The organism is Serratia sp. Ser99 (assembly GCF_024519545.1).
Lineage (GTDB): Bacteria > Pseudomonadota > Gammaproteobacteria > Enterobacterales > Enterobacteriaceae > Serratia > Serratia liquefaciens.
Window position 1 is genome coordinate 185,748 of sequence record NZ_JALJRT010000002.1, and the last position, 19,920, is coordinate 205,667.

The following is a 19,920-nucleotide window of genomic DNA, read 5'->3' on the forward strand; positions in this document are numbered from 1 at the left end:
CCCGGTTTTAAAAATGGGTGAAGATCCAGTAGAGCCCGGCGGAAAGCAGCACCGAGGCTGGCAGCGTCAACACCCAGGCCATCAGCAGATTGCGTAGGGTGGACATTTGCAGGCCGGAGCGGTTGGCCGCCATGGTCCCGGCAATGCCGGATGAAAGAACGTGGGTGGTGGAAACCGGCAGGCCGAAAGCATCCGCCGCCCCGATAGTGGTCATCGCCACCAGCTCGGCGCTGGCGCCCTGCGCATAGGTAAGGTGGCTTTTCCCGATCTTCTCTCCCACGGTGACCACGATGCGCCGCCAGCCGACCATGGTGCCCAGCCCAAGCGCTATCGCCACCACCACCTTGACCCAGAACGGAATAAAGCGGGTGGCGCTGTCCAATTCGCCTTTCAGCGCGTCCAGATTGCGTTGCGAGTCAGCGGGGATCTGAAGTTGTTTTTCCGTCTTCAGGTGCTTAATGACCTCCGACGTCAGGTACATATCATTTCGGGTATTGGATACCGCCTGCGCAGGGATTTTGTCGACCGAGCCGTACTGGCGAATTTGATCGCCGATGGCGCCGGTCAGTTGGGCCAGGGCAGGCACTACCTCCGGCGTCAACTCGCTGGTGCGAACATAGCCGGTAAGGACTTCACGCGCAGGAACCTGACTGACTGCTGGGAACTGTTGCAGCAGTTGGTTTTTTGTCACTTCCGCCAATGCCGCTACGCGGGGGATTTGCTCCGGCGGCATCGAACGGTTCAGCGCATAGGCAATCGGCATGGTACCGACCAGGATCAGCATGATCAGGCCCATGCCTTTTTGCCCGTCATTGGAGCCGTGAGCAAAGGAAACGCCGGTACAGGTGAGGATCAGCAGGCTGCGGATCCACAACGGCGGCGGCGAGTCATTTTTGGGGGCGGTATACAACTGACGGTTTTTAACAAAGACCTTCAGCGCCAGCAGCAGCAAGGCTGCAAATACGAAGCCGATCACCGGTGAAAGCAGCAGGGCATACCCCACTTTAATGGCTTGCCCCCAGTCGACGCCGCTGGTGCCGGTGCGGCCGTGGATCAGGGCATTAGCCACCCCTACGCCGATGATCGAGCCTATCAAGGTATGCGATGATGACGCAGGCAGCCCCAGCCACCAGGTGCCGAGGTTCCAGATAATCGCCGAGAACAGCAGGGCGTAGACCATGGCGAACCCGTTGCCGGTACCGGCCTGCAAGATCAGTTCAACCGGCAGCAGCGAAATGATGCCGAAGGCCACCACGCCGCTGGAGAGCAAAACGCCGAGAAAATTAAAGAACCCCGACCAAACCACGGCCACCATCGGCGACAAGGAATGGGTATAAATCACGGTGGCTACCGCATTGGCGGTATCGTGGAAACCATTAACGAATTCAAAGCCGAGCGCGATCAATAACGCCATTCCCAATAAAAGAAACGGAACGTAACTGGTATAAACCGCGCCGGCATCGCTGACGTCGTTAAATAGATTTACGCCAGCAAAAGCTATCCCCAGCACTAATAATAAAATAAAAAAAAGAACAGTGAGTCGACTGTTCTTTTGGTAGATTTTTGGCAGGCTTGACGCAGATGGCGCACCCGCTTGAACGGCGCTGTTATCGCTCATAAAGGACCTTCCCGATAGGCTTCATTAGATTTCTGACGGTGCTGTACGGTGTTGCCATCAAAGTATTGGGAAATAATGTGACTTTTTTATGACGCTAATATTAATCATCGGGAACAGTGAAAATAATTAACGTTGGCATTTAAAGGTTGATATAAAGACTGAGATTGATTAATTCATGCGTGCGGTTATTCGGGACAAAGGTTTATGGCTCAAACGGTTGCGGAAAAATTACACAAACTTGATTTTGACGATGAGGTCACCGGGCTGATTTACGGCCACGTTTTTCGTACGTCAGAGCCACCGCAGCGGGTCTCTTCTCAGCAGGCCTGCCAGGCCTATCAGACGCTGTCGCCGGGGGAGGGATTTATCTGGCTGCATCTCAACCTGAATCATGCCGCGGCGGAAAAATGGCTAAAAAACCACTTCGAGATTTCTGAGTTTTTCTTTGACGAGATCCGCCACGGTTCTCATACCACGCGCATAGAGCGTCAGGGAGAAGATCTGTTCGCGGTGCTCAACGACGTAATCTTCCACCCGAAAGAGAACAACCCGGAGATTGCGACGCTATGGCTGTATTGCCGTAGCGGCCTGGTGGTCACGGTGCGGCACAAACCGCTGCGTTTGATTGAGCGGCTGCTGGGGCGACTGGGGCCGCTGCAGTTGGCGTCTTCTACCGAATTGCTGGCGCATTTGCTGGAAGAGCAGGAAGAGGTGCTGGAGCAGGTGGTGCGGCAGGCCAACCAGTACGTCGATACCATTGAAGATCGCCTGCTGAGCAACCATGTGAAACGCAACCGCACCGAACTGGGCAGAATGCGCCGTATGCTGCTGCGTTTTCAGCGTCTGCTGGCGCCGGAGCCCGCGGCGCTGTTTCGTTTGCTGAACCGGCCACCGACCTGGCTGAGCCGGGACGTGGTACAGGATCTGCGGCAATTTACCGAAGAGTTCACGGTGGTGCTAAACGATCTCGCCAGCTTGACCGAACGCATTCGCTTGTTACAGGAAGAGATAGGCGCCAAGCAGATGGAACAGAACAACCGCACGCTTTACACCCTGACGGTGATCACCGTGTTGGCACTGCCAATCAATATCGTCGCCGGTTTCTTTGGCATGAACGTGGGGGGGATCCCGCTGGCCAGCAACCACCACGGCTTTGTTTTGCTGGTGTTGCTGGTCGGCGGCTTTACGCTGGTTACCGGCTATCTGGCTTTCAGACGCCGGGATGAAGGCTGATCACAGTCTGGCCCGGTACTCTTCTTCCAGGCGAGTGTGAGTGCTCCAGAACGGCTGCGGCTGACGATTGTGCAGACGATCGACCAGGATATCCAGGTGGGTATGCCAGCCCCCGGCCACGCTGAGCATTTCATCACGGTTGGCCAGGCGACGGTGGGTGACCGTCAGCAGCACGGCTTTGCCCTGTTCGGTCAGTTCGAAGGTCACCTCGGAAGGGCGGCTTTGCCCCTGTTCAGCCCAGGTAAAACTCAGCAGCCGCGGTGGGAAAAGGCAGGTGATATGGCCGACGTTGCTGACGCTGCAGCTTAGGTGCTTATATTTGGCCGGCGTTTGCTCGTGTTCGCCGGTCAGATCGGAATTGCGAAACACCAGCTCTACCTGGGCGCCGTTTTCCAGCTTCATTTCGCCGGCGGCCAACCAGGTGGCGCGTTTGTCGGATTCCGTCAGATAGGCCCAGACCCGTTCGATAGGGCCGGGCAGCAGCCGCTGAATACGCAGCGTGCCAGTTTCAATAATCATGCCGTAGTCGTTCATGGTTCACTCCTTGGGAGGATTCGGTTCCGGTTGCAGCAGCGCTATTTCCAGCGCGTCCAGCCGCTCAGTCCAGAAATGCTCGTAGGTTTGCAGCCATTGCATGGCCTGCGCCATAGGCTCGGGTTCAAGCCGGCAGATATGGTTTCTTCCCTGCACGGTACGCTGCACCAGCCCAGCAAGCTCCAGTGCTTTGATATGCTTGGAAGCGCCGGCAAACGACATCTGCAACGGCGCAGCCAGTTCGCCAATGCTGTGCTCGCCACCGGCCAACGACCGCAATATTGCGCGGCGTGTCGGATCGGAGAGCGCATGGAAAATGGCGTCCAGCTGTGAGGAAGATAATTTAACCATATGGTTGAATATAGAACAGGCAGGCTAATATTCAACCAGTTTGTTGAATATTTTTTCTGGCTCCGACAAACAGGCCGGAGCCAGGGGATCAGGCGTGAGTTTGCGCCAATATGGCATTGAGCAACACGTTGGCACCGGCGGTCGACCACGCCGGGGAGATGTTTTCCAGTTCGTTGTGGCTGATGCCGTCCACGCAGGGGATAAATATCATCGCCGTAGGGGCTACCCGGTTCAGGTAACAGGCGTCATGACCGGCACCGGAAACCATATCCCGGTGCGAATAGCCCAGGGTCTTGGCGGCCTGCCGCACGCTGTCGATACAAGCTGGATCAAAACGTATCGGCTGATATTGGAATATACGCTCGGCATGGGCATTTAGCCCATCGACGCCCACTTCGGCCACCGCAGCCAGCAAACGTTGTTCCATCTGCGCCAATACTGCCTCTTGCGGGTGGCGGAACTCGACGCTGAAAAACACCTTGCTCGGCACCACGTTGCGGGAGTTGGGTGTGATTTGCGCCATACCTACCGTGGCACGGGCATCCGGCATAAAGTCGTTACCGATATCATTGACCGCCTTGACCATGGCGGCGAAGCCGAGCAGGGCGTCGCGCCGTCTATCCATCGGCGTCGTACCCGCATGGGCGCTGAACCCGGTGATCTCCAGTTCATACCAGCGCTGCCCCTGTGCGGCGGTCACCACGCCAATCTCAATGTTTTCCGCTTCGAGGATCGGCCCTTGCTCAATGTGCAGCTCAAAGGCGGCGTGAATCGGCGTGTTGCCCACCGGATGCTCACCGGCGTAGCCGATTTGCTGCAAGGCTTCGCCGATGCTGGTGCCCTGTGCATCCTGGCGCGACAGGCCGTATTCAAGCTCGAACACGCCGGCAAATACCCCAGAAGAGATCATTGCCGGCGCAAAGCGTGCGCCTTCTTCATTCGTCCAGTTAATGACTTCCACCGCACGTTCGGTTGCGATTTGTCGATCGTTCAGGGTGCGGATCACCTCCAGCCCGGCCAGCACGCCGTAAATGCCGTCGAAACGGCCGCCGTTGGGCTGGGAGTCAACGTGGGAGCCGGTGACCACCGGGGCCAGATCCGGGCGAGTGCCTTCACGGCGCAGGAACATATTGCCCATGCGGTCGATGCGTACGCTGCAGCCGGCCTCCAGGGCCCACTCGCGCAGCTGGTTGCGCGCCATGCGGTCTTCTTCGCTCAGGGCCAACCGGGTCACGCCGTCTTTCGGGATAGCCCCGAACTGCGCCATGTCGAGCAGGCTTTGCCACAGGCGTTCTCCGTTTACTCGATGCGTCACTTTTTTTCTCCCTGCGCTTTGGCGGCATAGCGAAAATCGCAGCAGGGCGCGCCGGACATGATGGTCTGGGTGCGCTGCAGTTCGACGTCGGGCGCGTAGCCGACGATAAACTGGCTGTCGCGCGCGCAGGACAGCAGATGGCCGATCTCACCCAGCCCCATCTGATGGTACATCTCGGCATAGCGACAGCGGGTGACGTCATAGTCAAAATGCTGCTCGTCCTGGTAGATCACCTTCACCTGCAGCGCATCGTCTTTTTCCCACAGGTACTGCAAGGCGGCGAAACTTTGCAAATCCGCGCCATTCGGCTCCTGCGCGGCGAAGTTTTTGCCGGCTTCAATGGCGGCATTTTCAATTGCCTCGCCAATCACCGCCTGTGCGCGCTCTTTGCCGATCTCGCGCACCAGGATCTGGTAGATCGGTTTGATGATTTCCGCTTCTATGCGGCGCCGTGCCAGAATACCCAACTCGTTTTTTGCATCGCTCATCACCTTGCTCCTCATTGCTTGCGGATTTTTATTGTTTTTTTGCGCCGCCCAATACGGTCTGCGGTTGCCATTTGCCGTCAACCACCCGGTACAGGGTGAAGCTCGGCTGTTGCAGGTTGCCCTGCGAATCGAATGCAATGGTGCCGGTGACGCCTTGATAATGAATGGCTCGCAGCTTCGGCAGATAATCGGCCGGATCGGCGGATCCTGCCTGCTCGATGGCGGCAATCAGTACCCGAGTGGCGTCGTAGGCGAACGGCGCATGCAGTTCGATATGGGTTTTATAGCGGTCGCGATAGGCCTGCTCAAAGGCTTTGCCGCCGGGCATATGCTCCAGCGGTAAGCCAGGCTCCAGGGCCACAACGCCTTCACCTTCTTTCTGTGCCAGCGTCAGGAAGGTCTGGCTAACGAAGCCGCCGGCCCCCATCAGCGGGGTGTTCATGCCCAACTGTTTGATACGGCGCGCCAGCGGCGCTGCCTGTGAGTCGACGCCGCCGAAGAAGATCAAATCGGCGTTCTTGCTGCGCACGGTGGTCAGCACCGCGCTGAAGTCGACGGTCTTGTCGTCGACATATTCACGCGCCACCGGCTGGATACCCTGAGCCGCCAACGACTTGATGAATTCATCCGCCAGTCCTTGCCCGAACGCGGTGCGGTCGTCAATCACCGCAATGCGCTTGGCTTTTAGCTGTGTGACGGCATAGATCCCGGCGTAATTGCCGCCATCGTCGTCATGGCCCATGACGCGGAAGCTGGTATCAAACCCTTGTTGAGTATAGCCATGGCCGGTGGCGACCGGCGCAACCAGGGCAATACCGGCGTCGTGGTAAATACGCGCCGCAGGAATGCTGGTGCCGGTGTTCCAATGGCCGACCACACCGACCACGCCTTCGTCGACCAGACGTTGCGCCACCGCGACGGCGGTGCGCGGATCGGATTGATCGTCTTCGGACAACAATTTAAAGGTGACCGCTTTACCGTTCAGCGTGGGTTTCTGGGCATTGGCATCGGCGATCGCCAACTGAGCGCCGTTCTCCAAATCTTTGCCGATACGGGCGGAAGGGCCGGTTAAAGGACCGGCCAGGCCGATCAGAATGGTTTCATCGGCCAGCGCCGACGAGGCGGCACCCAGGCTGACCAGAATAGCGGCGGCCAACGCCAGCGGCTTGAAGCGAGTTATGTTGTGCATGTAAAACTCCCGGTGTGGTTAAAAGTAAAAACGGTTATTCGCCCAAATAGGCTTGTTTAATTTTTTCATCGTCCAGCAGGTCGGCAGAGCGGCCGCTATGGTTCAGATTGCCGCTGTCCAGCACATAAGCGCGATCGGTCGACGCCAGCGCCAGCCTGGCGTTTTGTTCAACCAGCAGTAGCGTGACACCGTCACGTGACAGGCGTTTGATAACCTCAAAAATGGCCTCAACCACGATAGGCGCCAAGCCCATAGAGGGCTCATCCAGTATGAGCAGGCGCGGGCGGCTCAGCAGTGCACGACCGATCGCCACCATCTGCTGCTCACCACCGGAAAGTAATCCGGCCTGTTGACGCAGCCGTTCGCGCAAGCGAGGGAAAAGCGCGCAAACCTGCTCCATATCCTGTCGAACCGCCGGTTTGTCAGAGCGTGAATAAGCGCCAAGCTGCAGATTCTCCAATACCGTCATGCGGGCGAAAATCCCGCGGCCTTCCGGCACCATCACCAGCCCCTGCTGCAGCAAGCGATGCGGGGGTACGCCACGAATGGAAAGGCCGTCGAACAGGATTTCTCCTTCAAACGGCTGCAGGCCGGTCAGAGCGCGCAGGCTGGAGGTCTTGCCCGCGCCGTTGGCGCCGATTAACGTCACCTGTTCGCCGCTGTTCACCGTAAAATCGATGCCTTTCACCGCATGAATCCCGCCGTAAGACACTTTTAAATTTTTAACGCTGAGTAAGGGCTCAGACATGGGCAGCGCCTCCCAGATAAGCGCGGATCACCGCAGGCTCACGCCTTACCTGTGCCGGTTCGCCTTCGGCGATGACTTTGCCGTAGTCGAGCACCGTCATGCGGTCGCATAGCCCCATCACCAGCTTGACGTCATGCTCGATCAGCAACAGCGTTTTGCCACTGTCTCGAATGCGTAGCAGCAGATCGCGCAGTGCCACTTTTTCGGCCGCGTTCATCCCGGCGGCGGGTTCATCCAACGCCAACAATTTGGGCTCGGTCGCCAATGCCCGGGCGATTTCCAGCCGGCGCTGGTGGCCATAGGAAAGATCGCCGGCGCGATAATGCGCGAACTGACTGATGCCGACGTAGTCGAGCAGCGCGTGGGATTTTTCCCGCGTGGCCTGTTCTTCCTGTCGGGCGCGCCGATGGCGTGAAATCGCTGCCCACAGGCCGTTGCGGGTGCGCAAGTGGCAGCCGACCATCACGTTTTCCAGCACGCTCATCTCATTGAACAGGCGCAGGTTTTGGAAGGTGCGGGCGATACCGGCCTGGGCCACCTTATCGATAGCCTGCGGCCTGTAGCGTTGATCATGCAGGCGGAATTCGCCGCTGTCGGCGCGGTACAGACCGGTGATCAGGTTGAAGCAGGTGGTTTTGCCGGCACCGTTGGGGCCAATCAGGCCGTAAATCTCTCCCTGACGGATGCTGATACTGACATTGTCCACCGCGGTTAATCCGCCAAAGCGTTTACTGACGTGACTGAGCGTGAGAAGCGGCGTCATAAAGTGGCCCCCTGTGGATGACGTGCGGGCCACAGGCCTGCCGGGCGATACAGCATCACCAGAATCAACGCCAGCCCGTAGAACAGCTGACGGATGATTTCCGGATCGATCCACACCTGGCCGAACAGGGCCTGTTGCAGCGGCCCCATGGTGCTGCGCAGCAGTTCAGGCAAGGCGGCCAGCAACAAGGCGCCGAGGATCACCCCGGGGATATGGCCCATGCCGCCCAATACCACCATCGCCAGTACCGCGATGGATTCTTGCAGCGTAAAGGACTCCGGTGAGACAAATCCTTGAAATGCTGCGAATAAAGCGCCGGCGATGCCGCCAAAAGTGGCGCCGATGGCGAATGCCAACAGCTTGAAATTACGGGTATTGATGCCCATCGCCCGTGCCGCGTCTTCATCTTCGCGGATGGCGGTCCAGGCCCGACCCACCCGTGAATGTTGCAGGCGAAAACAGATAAACAGGATCAGCAGCAGCAGGGCGGCGAACAGGTAGTAATAGAGGTACAGTGACGAAAAGCGGAAACCGAACCACTGATGCATGCCCGAAAACTTCAGGCCAAACAGTGAAACCGGATCGATGCCGGAGATCCCTTTGGGGCCGTTGGTGATGTTCAGCGGCCGATCCAGATTGCGCATCAAAATGCGGACGATCTCGCCGAAGCCCAAGGTGACGATCGCCAAATAGTCTCCACGCAGTCGCAGCGTCGGTGCGCCCAGCAGAATGCCGCACAACGCCGCCAATATTGCCGCCAGCGGGATCAGCAGCAGGATCGACAAATGCAGCCCATCGGGGAACCACTGCAACAGGATTGGAAACTGCTCGGTCAGGTGGGGTGACGACAGCAGAGCGGTCAGGTAGGCGCCTACCGCGTAAAAAGCGATAAACCCCATGTCCAGCAAACCGGTTAGGCCAACCACGATGTTCAGCCCTAACGCCAGCATCAGGTAGAGCAAGGCAAAATCAATCACCCGCACCCAGTAGTTACCACCGGCGGCACCGGCCACCCAGGGGGCAAGCAGCAGGCCGAGCATAAACAGCGCCACGCCGAGTTTGGCGCGGCCAGGGGAATCGGTTTGCTGTAGGTGAGTCAAAACAGTCATTTTGTATCCTCAGGCGCGGGTGGCGACGCGTTCGCCCAGCAGGCCGGATGGGCGAAATACCAAAACGGCGATCAATATCAGGAAGGCGAAAACGTCCTGATAATTACTGCCGAAGGTGCCCCCGGTCAGTTCGCCGAGATAACCGGTGCCCAGCGACTCGAACAACCCCAGCAACAGGCCGCCGAGCATGGCGCCGCGCAGGTTGCCGATACCGCCCAATACGGCGGCGGTGAAGGCTTTGATGCCCGGCAGGAACCCCATGGAGAAACCGGCATTGCCGTAGTTGCTGGCCATCATGATGCCCGCCACGGCCGCTAAAGCACCGCCGAGGGCGAACGTCAGAACGATGATGCGGTTGGGGTCTATGCCCATCAGGCCGGCAACCTGCGGGTTTTCCGCCGTGGCGCGCATGGCGCGGCCAAAGCGCGAGTGTTCGACCAATAGCAGCAGCCCGGCCATCACCAGCAGCGCGATAGCCAGCGTGGCAATAGCGGTACCGGTGATCACTGCCGGCGCGTGGTTGGCTCTGCCAGACGTCAGGGCGATGGGCTCCATGGGCAACAGTTGCGGGAACATTAAGGGATTGCGTGACCAGATCAGCATCGCCAGCGTTTGCAGCAGCAGAGAAACGCCAATCCCGCTGATCAGCGGTGCCAGGCGCGGGGCATTGCGCAGACGGCGATAGGCCAGACGCTCAATACTCATCGATACCAGCGAGCAGACCGCCATGGCGATCAGCGCCGCCAGCAACAGCGTGACGTAAGGTGATAGCGTCGGGAAATGATGTTGTAACACACCGATGGCGGACAACGCGCTCAGCGCGCCGACCATCAGCACATCGCCGTGGGCAAAATTGATGATGCGCAGAATGCCGTACACCATGGTGTAACCCAGGGCAATCAATGCATAAATGCTGCCAAGCATCAGTCCGTTGACGGTCTGCTGTACCAGCGTATCCATAGGAAGGAGTCCCGAAAAATAATGATTCAGGAAGCTCACAGTAGAGAATTAAAAAAAATTGTAAAATACGGAAAAATAATTTCTTATACAGAAAATGTGTGTTTTTAATTGTTTGATTTATTTGTATATTAATTTTTAATCATCGGCGATTTTTCAGCAAAATAGTCAACATATGAAAAAAACAGAACAATGCAATGCGTCGTTACCCAATGATCCACCGCTGCGCGCCGTGCGGGCATTTGAGGCTATCGCGCGTTTGGGGAGCATCAGCGCCGCGGCGCTTGAACTGGAAATATCGCCTTCGGCGGTGAGCCATCAGCTCAAAACGCTGGAGGCCTTTCTGCAAATGCCGCTGACCGAACGCCAGGGGCGCCGGTTAATATTGCGCAGCGAAGGACGGGACTATTACCGTTCTATCCGCTCGGCATTTAACGTATTGCGTCAGGCAACCGAGCAGGTGCGCGAGCAGTCGGCTTCCCGGCAGGTCACCATCAGCCTGATCCCGTTGTTCGGCATGGGCTGGTTCATTCCGCGACTGCGCGGCTTTCTGCGCGAAAATCCCGAGATAGATATCAACGTGGTGTATGCCAATCATCGCAATTACCTCAGCGATGCCGCAGATATCTCGATCCGCTTTGGTGCGGGGCAATGGAGCGGCTATCGCAGTGAAAAACTGATGTCCGGCAAAATGGTGCCGGTATGCAGCCGCAGCTTTATCAAGCTGCACGGGCTGTTGGACACGCCGGAGCAACTTGCACCTTTGCCGTTGCTGCACGACGAAGAGCGCGCTACCTGGATGCAGTGGTTTCAGTCAGCCGGTGTCAAACGACCGCTGCGCAGTACCGGCCCGATGTTTGAAGACGGTCTGCTAACGTTGGCGGCGGTGCAGGCGGGCCTGGGCTGTGCGCTGATGCGTGAACCCCTGATCGAACCCTATCTCAACAGCGGTGAGCTGGTTAAGTTGTTCGATCTGGCGATTGACGATGGGCGCGATTACTACCTGTGCGTGCGGCAAGACAATGAACTGTCACCAGAAGGGTTGAACTTGCAGCGCTGGCTGCTGAAAGAGGCGGGGAACTGAAGGTTTTCACCCAATATCGGCACGCGCTAACCGCCTGAATTGACTATCCTGAATAAATCGTAATGGCTTATTCAGGAAACTTCGATGAGCACAGGGAATGAACAGGAACAGACGCCGAAAATAAGCATGCCGCTGTTGGCCGGTGGCGCACTGGGGGTAGTGTTTGGTGATATCGGCACCAGCCCGTTATACACCCTGAAAACCGTGCTCTATCTCTCGGGGGATGCGCCGTCCGCGCCGGTGATCCTGGGCCTGCTGTCGCTGATTTTCTGGACGCTGGTGATCGTCACCTCGCTGAAATACGCCATGTTTGCCATGCGCATCGATAACCGCGGTGAAGGCGGCATTATGGCGTTGATGTCGTTACTGGTCAGCAAGAAAAAGGCCCGGCCGATGGTGCTGTTTGCCGGCCTGTTCGGTGCGGCGCTGATCTACGGCGACGGGGCCATTACCCCGGCGATTTCGGTGCTGTCGGCGTTGGAAGGGCTGAACATCGTGCTGCCCGAGTCGAAACCCTATATTTTGCCTGCGGCGGTGCTGATCCTGGTGAGCTTGTTTGCCATTCAGCCGTTAGGGACCGCGCGTATCGGTAAAGTCTTTGGGCCTATCATGGCGCTGTGGTTTTTCTCTATCGCGGTGCTGGGTATTTGGGGCATCGTTCAGCATCCGGCGGTGCTGATGGCATTGAATCCGCTGTACGGCATCCACTTTCTGTTTTCCAACGGGCTGACCAGCTTTTTAGTGCTGGGTGGGGTGTTTCTCTGCGTCACCGGCGCAGAGGCGCTGTATGCCGACATGGGGCACTTTGGCAAAAAGCCGATTTGGCTGGCCTGGTTTGGTATCGTCTTCCCCAGCCTGCTGCTGAACTACGCCGGCCAGGCCGCGTTGATCCTCTCCGGCGCCGACGTCACCCAAAACATCTTTTTCCGCCTGTGCCCGCCGATGCTGCAGATCCCTCTGGTGATCCTGGCGACCTTGGCCACCATTATCGCCAGTCAGGCGATCATCAGCGGCGCCTTTTCCATGACTCGTCAGGCAATCCAACTGGGTTGGTTGCCGCGTTTGCGGGTGAAACAGACCACTGAGGAGAGCTACGGGCAAATCTATATCGGTGCCATCAACTGGTTGCTGATGGCGGTGACGGTTTTTCTGACGGTGTTTTTCAAGTCTTCCGACAATCTTGCCGCGGCTTACGGCATTGCGGTTTCTCTCACCATGATCATGACCACCGGGCTTTTGTTTGTGGCCATGCGCGAAGTATGGCGTTGGGGAACGCTCGCCAGCCTGTTGGTTGCCGGCGGCTTTTTTATCGTCGATCTCAGCTTCCTGTTGGCTAACCTCAGCAAAGTCATGCAGGGCGGTTATGTCCCGTTGCTGATGGCCACGCTGGTCTATGGCGTGATGTTAATCTGGCATCGCGGGGTGCTGGCGGCTTCCCGCACGCTGGGGGAAAAGAACCTGCCGCTGGCGGATTTTCTGGCGCATCTTGAAGAACGTAACATCCCAAGGGTGCCAGGCACGGCCATTTTTCTGACCCGAACGTTAAATGGTACACCGCCGGTGATGAGATGGCAGGTTAAACGCAACGGTTCGCTGCACGCCAATGTGCTGGCGCTGCACATCATGATTGTTAACGAACCGCGGGTGGCAAACGCCGAACGTTTGGTGATGAGGCAACAGTCGCCGGGTTTCTGGTGCGCGGTAGCCAGCTATGGCTTTATGGAACGACCCAATATTCCGCGTTTATTACAGCATGCGGAGGCGCAGAAAACCGGGCTGAACTTTGACGATGCTACCTATTACCTGGGCCATGAAAGCGTGGTGCGCCGTGAAGCCCGTGACCGATTGCCGGCCTGGCAGCGCAACATTTTTGCGCTGATGGTGCGTAACGGCATGCACGTGACGGATTATTATTATTTGCCCAGCGATCAGGTGGTGGAGATCAGCCGTCGGGTGCCGGTTTGATCCGTCTGGCTATAGGTTAAAAGCAAAGGTTATTTAGCCGTCGGAGCGCGAGGGAGTAAATTGCCGTGGCAGCGAAGGGCGCTGCTTGCTGATGAAGGGCTTATGTCATTATTCGATCTTACCGCGCTGGCCGCCGATTTGCCGCAGGCATGGCGCTCCAGCGTACTTGGGCAGGTAGGCGCGGCCAATATCAAAGTGTTGCGGATGGATCAGCGTGAGATTGCCGAAGAGGTCCACGATTATCATGAAGGATTGCTGGTGATCGCCGGGCAACTGCGGCTTGAAGTGCAGGGTGAGGAAATCACGGTTAACGCCGGGCAATTGTATCAGGCCGCCGCTGGCGTGCCGCATCGGGTGCTGGCGGGCAGCCAGGGCACCCTGGTGATTTTTGATTTGCCGGAGTGATCAATCCAACGTGGCGAGCGCAATTTTGACCGCCGCTTCCAATCTTGCCCTGCTGACGCCATCGCGCGCCTGAATCGACAATCCGTGCAGGAAGGCGGCGAAATAGTCGCCAAGAGCATCGGCATCGGTATCGGGCGGCAGTTCACCGCAGGCGACGGCGGCGTGCAGGCGATCAATAATGCCTTGGGTGCGAAGCAGACGATGTTCCGCCAGCCAGGCTTTGATCCCGCTGTTTTCGTCGCTGACGCTGGCGGCAGAGGAAACCACCATACACCCCTGCGGCAGGTCTGCGCGGCTGTAGAGCGCCACTGCATCGTCCAGCATGCGTTTTATCGCCAGGCGCACGCTGCTTTCTTCACTGAATGCGCGATCGGCAAATCCGCCTTCATGGCTTTCGTAACTTTCGATGGCTTCACGAAACAGCAACTCTTTCGAGCCGAACGCCTTGTAGATACGGGCGGAAGCGATGCCCAGTTCGGTCACCAAATCCGACATCGAGGTGCCTTCGTACCCCTGACGCCAAAATAAATCTCGTGCTTTCAGTAACGCCTGCTCACGGTCGAATTCGCGCGGTCTGCCTGCCATTAATCAATTCCTGGTTGCCTGTCCCTCAGCGAAACAGGATCGCTTAAATCTATTGTAATACCAACGAGTTTTTAAAATTCGCTTGCTGAGAGATTCATTTAAGCCTATTGTTTGTCAATCGACAAACAATAGGAGTTTACGATGAAAACCCTGAAAGGTCCAAGCCTGCATCTCGCCCAATTCAGTGACGACGCTGCCCCATTCAACAGCTTGCCGGCTATCGCTCAATGGGCGGCAGAAACCGGTTTTAAAGCCCTGCAGATCCCCGCCTGGGACAGCCGACTGTTTGATCTGGCCACCGCGGCGGAAAGCCAGACTTATTGCGACGAACTGATCGGCATGCTGGCGGAGCAGGGACTGGTAGTCAGCGAACTGACCACCCACATTTTCGGTCAGCTGATGGCGGTGCATCCGGCTTATGACGCATTGTGCGACAGCTTTGCGCCACCGGCATTGCATGGCAACCCGCAGGCGCGCAGCGAGTGGGCGCACCAGCAACTGCTGCTGGCGGCCAAAGCCTCAGCGCGACTGGGCCTGACCGAAATGGGCACCTTTTCCGGTTCGCTGGCCTGGCCTTATCTATTCCCGTTCCCGCAGCGCCCGGCGGGGCTTATCGAAACCGCGTTCGATGAGTTGGCCAAACGCTGGCTACCGGTGCTCAACGCCTGCGATGAACAGGGGGTGAACCTGTGTTATGAAATCCACCCCAGTGAAGACCTGCACGACGGCGTGACCTTTGAAATGTTCCATCAGCGTGTTGGCGGACACCCGCGCTGCCAAATACTGTTCGATCCGAGCCACTTCGTGCTGCAACAGCTGAACTATCTGGATTACATCGATATTTATAAGGATTTCATTCGCATGTTCCACGTCAAGGATGCCGAATTCAATCCGACCGGGCGGCAGGGCATTTACGGCGGTTATCAGTCATGGACCGAGCGCGCCGGACGTTTCCGATCATTGGGTGACGGCCAGGTGGATTTCAAGGGCATCTTCTCCCGGCTGACGCAGCACGGTTACGACGGTTGGGCCACGCTGGAGTGGGAATGCTGCCTGAAGCATCCACAGGATGGGGCTCGCGAAGGTGCCGCCTTTATTCGTGATCACATCATCAACGTGACCGACAAGGTGTTTGATGACTTCGCCGGTGCGCCGGTTGATCAACAGCAAATCAATACCTTGCTCGGCCTGCGCTGAGCCCGCAATTCCACGACGGAGAACATCAATGACACTGCAAAATAACGGGTCCATGACCAATGGACCTGAGCCGGAACACGTCTATGCGCGGGTAAAGGGTAACCGCATCCACTGCGTCACGCTGGGCGAAGGGCAGCCGGTATTGCTTATCCCTGGCTGGCCGCAGACCTGGTTTACCTGGCGTCATGTCATGCAAGCGCTGGCGGCGGCCGGTTTTAAAGCGATAGCGGTAGACCCGCCGGGCATCGGCGATTCGGACAAGCCGATCGGGGGATATGACACCGGCAGCGTTGCCGCGACGCTGCACCAGACCATGCTGCAACTGGGGCATGAACGTTACCAACTGATCGGCCATGACATCGGCATGTGGGTTGGCTATGCAATGGCGAGTGACTTCCCGCAGGCGGTGACGGGGCTGGTGCTGACGGAAGCGGTTATTCCTGGCCTGGCACCGGCGCCACCGATTTTTGTCCCGGCAGATCAAAATATTTTCCTGTGGCACTTCATGTTCAACCAACTGGCGGATCTGCCGGAGACGTTGACGCTGGGCCGTGAGAGGGAGTATCTCAGCTATATCTTTAACCGCTGGTCCTATCGTCGGGATCGGGTGGCGGCAGAAACCTATATTGCCGCCTATTCAGCACCGGGAAGCCTGCGGGCCGGTTTTGACTACTACCGCGCCATTCCGGAAACCATCCGCCAAAACCAGCGGCGGGCAGAGACTCGGCTAACCATGCCGGTGATGACCATTGGTGCAGAACATGCTACTGGCGAGGCGCCATTCGTCACGCTGCGTGACAACGCGGTGGATCTGCGAGGAGAAACCGTGGCCGGCTGTGGCCATTTCATCACCGAAGAGTGTCACGAGGAATTTATCGCGTTGGTGATCCCCTTCCTGTCAGGGAGCCAGAACCATGCCGCTTGATCCTCAGATTGCTCGTTTTCTGGCGGAGGCTGCGCAGGCACCAGCGCCTGCATCGCTCAGTGAGATGCGGGAGGTCGCTCAGGCCGGCTTGTTGGCGCTGCAGGGTGAAGCCGAAGCCAGTGGTGGCGTCCGTGATGGTTGGGTGACCGCTGACGACGGGCAGGCTATCGCCATTCGTGCCTATACGCCGGGAGGAGCGACGCCGGGTGAGCCTTTGCCTGCGATGCTGTATGCCCACGGCGGCGGCTGGTGTCTGGGATCGCTGGCGCTGTATGACCGGCCTTGTCAGGCACTGGCCAATGCCACCGGGCGAGTGATCCTGTCGGTTGATTACCGGTTGGCGCCTGAGTATCCCTATCCACGGCCGCTTGAGGACGTGTATCAGGCCCTGTGCGGCGTGGTGGAAAGGGCCGATGAGTGGGGCGTTGACGTTGCCCGCATGGCGGTAGGCGGCGACAGCGCAGGCGGCAACCTGGCCGCGGCGGTGGCGTTATTGGCCCGAGACCGCAAGGGGCCGCAGATTGAGCATCAGCTGTTGCTGTATCCGGCATTGAGTCGTGCTATGGATACCGCAAGCTATGAGGAGTACGCGCAAGGGTATTATTTGACGCGGGAAGTGATGGCGTTTTGTTGGAACACCTATCTGGGCGAAGCGGACAAGCCGCAGGATCCTTACGCAGAGCCACTGCATGCCCCAAGGTTACAGCGGTTACCCCCGGCGACCATTCTCAGCTGCGAATACGATCCGTTGCGTGATGAAGCCGAGCTTTATGCCAAGCGGTTACAGGAGGCGGGCGTAGCGGTGCGTTGCGAGCGGCTGCCGGGCATGGTGCATGCCTGCATTCACATGCTGGGCTTGACCCCGGCGGCGCGGGTGTTGTTCGACAAGGTTGGCTGATAAAAAATGCCCCGTATGAATGATACGGGGCATATGTACCGGCCTGAATGGCTTAACGGCCGGCGACGGTGACGAAGCGGGTTTCCAGATAGGATTCGATCGCTTCGCTGCCGCCTTCGGTACCGTGGCCGGAGTCTTTCACCCCGCCAAACGGCGTTTCCGGCAGGCCAAAACCGATATGGTTGATGCTGAGCATGCCGCTTTCCACATCGCGTCCCAGCGCCGTCACCGTGGCGATGCTGCGGCTGTAGGCGTAAGCCGCCAGACCGTATGGCAGGCGGTTAGCCTCGGCAATGGCTTCCTCATAAGTGGTGAACGGACGCAGCAGGGCTACCGGACCAAAAGGTTCTTCAGACATCGCGCGCGCACTCAACGGCACGTCACGTAATACCGTCGGTTCGAAGAAATTGCCGACGCCCGCCACCCGGTGACCGCCGGTCGTGGCTTTAGCACCCTGGGCAATCGCATCCTTCACAAAGGCATCAATGGCTTCTACGCTGCGTTGCAGAACCATCGGGCCCATGGTGACGCCTTCCTCCAGACCATTGCCCAGCTTGATATCACGCACCGCGGCTGTGAATTTTTCAACGAAGGCTTCATAAACGCCTTGCTGGATCAGGAAACGGGTCGGGGCGATGCAGACCTGGCCGGCGTTGCGGAATTTGGCCAACGCCAGCTCTTTGGCGGCAGCGTCGAGATCGGCATCGTCAAAAATCAACACCGGCGCGTGGCCACCCAGCTCCATGGTGGCTTTCTTCATGTGCTGGCCGGCCAGTGCCGCCAAATGTTTACCCACGCGGGTGGAGCCGGTGAACGAGATTTTGCGAATGGTCGGATGCGGGATCAGGTACTCGGAGATCTCCGCCGGAGTCCCGTATACCAGCGCGATAACGCCCGCCGGCACGCCTGCGTCGGCAAAGGCTCTGATCAGCTCCGCCGGTGAGGCCGGAGTTTCTTCCGGGCCTTTGACGATGATCGAACAGCCTGCTGCCAGCGCGGCGGACAGTTTGCGTACGATCTGATTAATCGGGAAGTTCCACGGAGTAAAGGCGGCAACCGGCCCAACCGGCAGTTTCAGGGTCTGCTGCTGCACATCGCGACTGCGGGACGGGATAATCTGGCCGTAGGTGCGGCTGGCTTCGCCGGCAAACCAGTCGATCACATCCGCCGAATTAAGAATTTCAACCTTGGCCTGCGCCACCGGTTTGCCTTGTTCCTGACTCATGATGGCGGCGATCTTCTCGGCGCGCTCACGCAACAACGCTGCGGCCTTGCGCATCAGGTTTGCACGCTGATAGGCGGAGGTGTCGCGCCAGACTTTAAAACCGCGTTCGGTTGCGTCCAGTGCCAGATCAAGATCGGCTGCGGCGGCATGCGCCACGCTGCCAATCACCTCATCGGTCGCGGGGTTGGTGACCGGCGTGGTTTTGCCGGCGACTGCGTTACGCCATTGTCCGTCGATATAGAGTTGAGTATCTGGATACATTGTTGCCTCTTACTTTCAAGGGGTTAAAAACGGGTTTCCCGTTCTGCGGCGGGATAATCAAGACGCCGGTGCCGGCTTGCTGACGCCGGGCGCTGAGTAAAATACCCTACGCTGAATGAGTACCAGCGTCCAGAGAACCGCGTTACGCACTACTCAAAACCTGCCGCGTTGACTATCATATCGGCACCAGCGAAATAGAAGCAGGGTGGCAAGGTGCAGGGTGTTCCACAACAGTTTCCCTTTGAAAAAGACAGCGCGCAATTTCGGCATTTGCCGCAGGTGCCGGGCGTTGAGCTTTATCACGCCCATATAGAGCGCTATGTTTTTGAGCCGCACACGCACAATGCATTCGCCATTGGCACCGTCGATTTTGGCGCTGAACGTTTCCGCTACCGTGGCGCGCAACATTTGGCGGCGCCGGGTTCGTTGGTATTGATGAACCCGGACGAGTTGCACACCGGTGAGGCGGAAACCGCCGGCGGCTGGAATTACCGGATGCTGTATCTGGAGCCGGACACGCTGGAATTGCTGTCGGGTGAGCAGGGGTTCTGGTTTACCGAAGCGGTACGCGAGGAGCCATTGGCGGCGCAGCGATTGTCCGCCACGCTGGCCGCGCTGTGGCAAGCCAAAGATCCCTTGACCATCGACGACTTGCTGATGCAGGTCATCGGCATTTTCCGCCCACACATTCAGGCGGCACGTCCGTTGAAGGCAGAGGCGGCGCACCGTTTCGATATCGTCAAAAGCTACCTGCACGATAACTTTGCCTCTGTCATTACGCTGGAGCAGTTAGCGGCGCTGGTTTCGCTCAGCCCATATCATTTTCTGCGTAAATTCAAAGCCCAATATCACGTATCCCCCCAACAGATGCTGATGGCGATCCGTCTGTCACAGGCCAAACTGATGCTGGGGCGCGGTATGCCCGCGGCCCAGGTGGCGGCAGCGGCGGGGTTGACCGATCAGGCGCATTTGACGCGCGCCTTTGCCAATCGTTACGGTGTCACGCCAGTGCGCTACCAGAAACAGGTCACCAACCGCTAAAACAGCAACCTGCTACAATATTTTCCCGC

The 19,920-nt window shown here is 58.1% G+C and carries 20 protein-coding genes; 8 read left to right on the forward strand and 12 right to left on the reverse strand.

Annotated features, from left to right (window positions below; all coding sequences use genetic code 11):
* Positions 1–7 precede the first annotated feature (7 nt).
* Positions 8–1,618 (reverse strand): inorganic phosphate transporter, encoded by a 1,611-nt coding sequence (locus NR114_RS04985; protein ID WP_020827028.1) that lies wholly within the window; start codon positions 1,616–1,618, stop codon positions 8–10.
* Between the two features lie 204 nt (positions 1,619–1,822).
* Here NR114_RS04985 and NR114_RS04990 point away from each other — a divergent pair, with 204 nt between their 5' ends.
* Complete coding sequence (locus NR114_RS04990; protein WP_020827027.1) at positions 1,823–2,851, forward strand: transporter; 1,029 nt, start codon at positions 1,823–1,825, stop codon at positions 2,849–2,851.
* Here the strand turns inward: NR114_RS04990 and NR114_RS04995 are convergent, their stop codons facing one another.
* The 9 genes from NR114_RS04995 to NR114_RS05035 form a co-directional block, all read right to left on the reverse strand.
* Positions 2,852–3,385 carry an SRPBCC family protein gene (locus NR114_RS04995; protein ID WP_046373455.1) on the reverse strand — a complete coding sequence of 178 codons (534 nt, stop codon included), beginning with the start codon at positions 3,383–3,385 and terminating at the stop codon, positions 2,852–2,854.
* Between the two features lie 3 nt (positions 3,386–3,388).
* The gene (locus tag NR114_RS05000) at positions 3,389–3,736 is read right to left on the reverse strand and encodes a helix-turn-helix transcriptional regulator (RefSeq protein WP_020827025.1); all 348 of its coding nucleotides are present in this window, start codon (positions 3,734–3,736) and stop codon (positions 3,389–3,391) included.
* Between the two features lie 88 nt (positions 3,737–3,824).
* The gene (locus NR114_RS05005; RefSeq protein ID WP_234529200.1) at positions 3,825–5,051 is read right to left on the reverse strand and encodes a Zn-dependent hydrolase; all 1,227 of its coding nucleotides are present in this window, start codon (positions 5,049–5,051) and stop codon (positions 3,825–3,827) included.
* Positions 5,048–5,539, reverse strand: a complete 492-nt coding sequence (locus NR114_RS05010; RefSeq protein ID WP_234529201.1) for an L-2-amino-thiazoline-4-carboxylic acid hydrolase — start codon at positions 5,537–5,539, stop codon at positions 5,048–5,050. Before NR114_RS05010 ends, NR114_RS05005 begins: the two co-directional genes overlap by 4 nt.
* A 28-nt stretch (positions 5,540–5,567) precedes the next feature.
* Positions 5,568–6,728 (reverse strand): branched-chain amino acid ABC transporter substrate-binding protein, encoded by a 1,161-nt coding sequence (locus NR114_RS05015; protein ID WP_234529202.1) that lies wholly within the window; start codon positions 6,726–6,728, stop codon positions 5,568–5,570.
* A gap of 34 nt (positions 6,729–6,762) precedes the next feature.
* Positions 6,763–7,476, reverse strand: coding sequence for an ABC transporter ATP-binding protein (locus NR114_RS05020; RefSeq protein ID WP_174574285.1), 714 nt, complete (start codon positions 7,474–7,476; stop codon positions 6,763–6,765).
* Complete coding sequence (locus tag NR114_RS05025) at positions 7,469–8,239, reverse strand: ABC transporter ATP-binding protein (RefSeq protein WP_234529203.1); 771 nt, start codon at positions 8,237–8,239, stop codon at positions 7,469–7,471. Before NR114_RS05025 ends, NR114_RS05020 begins: the two co-directional genes overlap by 8 nt.
* Entirely contained in the window at positions 8,236–9,348 is a 1,113-nt protein-coding gene (locus tag NR114_RS05030; RefSeq protein WP_256813700.1) for an ABC transporter ATP-binding protein, read from the reverse strand. Before NR114_RS05030 ends, NR114_RS05025 begins: the two co-directional genes overlap by 4 nt.
* A gap of 9 nt (positions 9,349–9,357) precedes the next feature.
* Positions 9,358–10,308: a branched-chain amino acid ABC transporter permease gene (locus tag NR114_RS05035; protein WP_256813701.1), complete on the reverse strand. Its 951-nt coding sequence runs from the start codon at positions 10,306–10,308 to the stop codon at positions 9,358–9,360.
* Between the two features lie 172 nt (positions 10,309–10,480).
* On the opposite strand from NR114_RS05035, the gene NR114_RS05040 reads away from it, so the two are divergent.
* The 3 genes from NR114_RS05040 (at position 10,481) to NR114_RS05050 (ending at position 13,759) form a co-directional block, all read left to right on the forward strand.
* Entirely contained in the window at positions 10,481–11,389 is a 909-nt protein-coding gene (locus NR114_RS05040; protein WP_129982799.1) for a LysR substrate-binding domain-containing protein, read from the forward strand.
* A gap of 84 nt (positions 11,390–11,473) precedes the next feature.
* Positions 11,474–13,354, forward strand: coding sequence for a potassium transporter Kup (locus NR114_RS05045; protein WP_115058755.1), 1,881 nt, complete (start codon positions 11,474–11,476; stop codon positions 13,352–13,354).
* 102 nt (positions 13,355–13,456) lie between these two features.
* Positions 13,457–13,759 (forward strand): cupin domain-containing protein, encoded by a 303-nt coding sequence (locus NR114_RS05050; RefSeq protein WP_048758784.1) that lies wholly within the window; start codon positions 13,457–13,459, stop codon positions 13,757–13,759.
* Here NR114_RS05050 and NR114_RS05055 read toward each other — a convergent pair whose 3' ends face one another.
* Positions 13,760–14,344: a TetR/AcrR family transcriptional regulator gene (locus NR114_RS05055; protein WP_046373465.1), complete on the reverse strand. Its 585-nt coding sequence runs from the start codon at positions 14,342–14,344 to the stop codon at positions 13,760–13,762.
* A 141-nt stretch (positions 14,345–14,485) separates the two neighbouring features.
* Here NR114_RS05055 and NR114_RS05060 point away from each other — a divergent pair, with 141 nt between their 5' ends.
* The 3 genes from NR114_RS05060 to NR114_RS05070 are packed head-to-tail and all read left to right on the forward strand — an operon-like array spanning position 14,486 to position 17,364.
* Positions 14,486–15,541 (forward strand): sugar phosphate isomerase/epimerase, encoded by a 1,056-nt coding sequence (locus NR114_RS05060; RefSeq protein WP_020827013.1) that lies wholly within the window; start codon positions 14,486–14,488, stop codon positions 15,539–15,541.
* Positions 15,542–15,569: 28 nt separating this feature from the next.
* Positions 15,570–16,466, forward strand: a complete 897-nt coding sequence (locus tag NR114_RS05065; RefSeq protein ID WP_115058757.1) for an alpha/beta fold hydrolase — start codon at positions 15,570–15,572, stop codon at positions 16,464–16,466.
* Positions 16,456–17,364: an alpha/beta hydrolase gene (locus tag NR114_RS05070; protein WP_187961346.1), complete on the forward strand. Its 909-nt coding sequence runs from the start codon at positions 16,456–16,458 to the stop codon at positions 17,362–17,364. Before NR114_RS05065 ends, NR114_RS05070 begins: the two co-directional genes overlap by 11 nt.
* A 52-nt stretch (positions 17,365–17,416) precedes the next feature.
* Here NR114_RS05070 and NR114_RS05075 read toward each other — a convergent pair whose 3' ends face one another.
* Positions 17,417–18,850 carry an NAD-dependent succinate-semialdehyde dehydrogenase gene (locus NR114_RS05075; protein ID WP_048758792.1) on the reverse strand — a complete coding sequence of 478 codons (1,434 nt, stop codon included), beginning with the start codon at positions 18,848–18,850 and terminating at the stop codon, positions 17,417–17,419.
* Between the two features lie 213 nt (positions 18,851–19,063).
* Here NR114_RS05075 and NR114_RS05080 point away from each other — a divergent pair, with 213 nt between their 5' ends.
* Entirely contained in the window at positions 19,064–19,891 is an 828-nt protein-coding gene (locus NR114_RS05080) for an AraC family transcriptional regulator (RefSeq protein WP_149573213.1), read from the forward strand.
* Positions 19,892–19,920 lie beyond the last annotated feature (29 nt).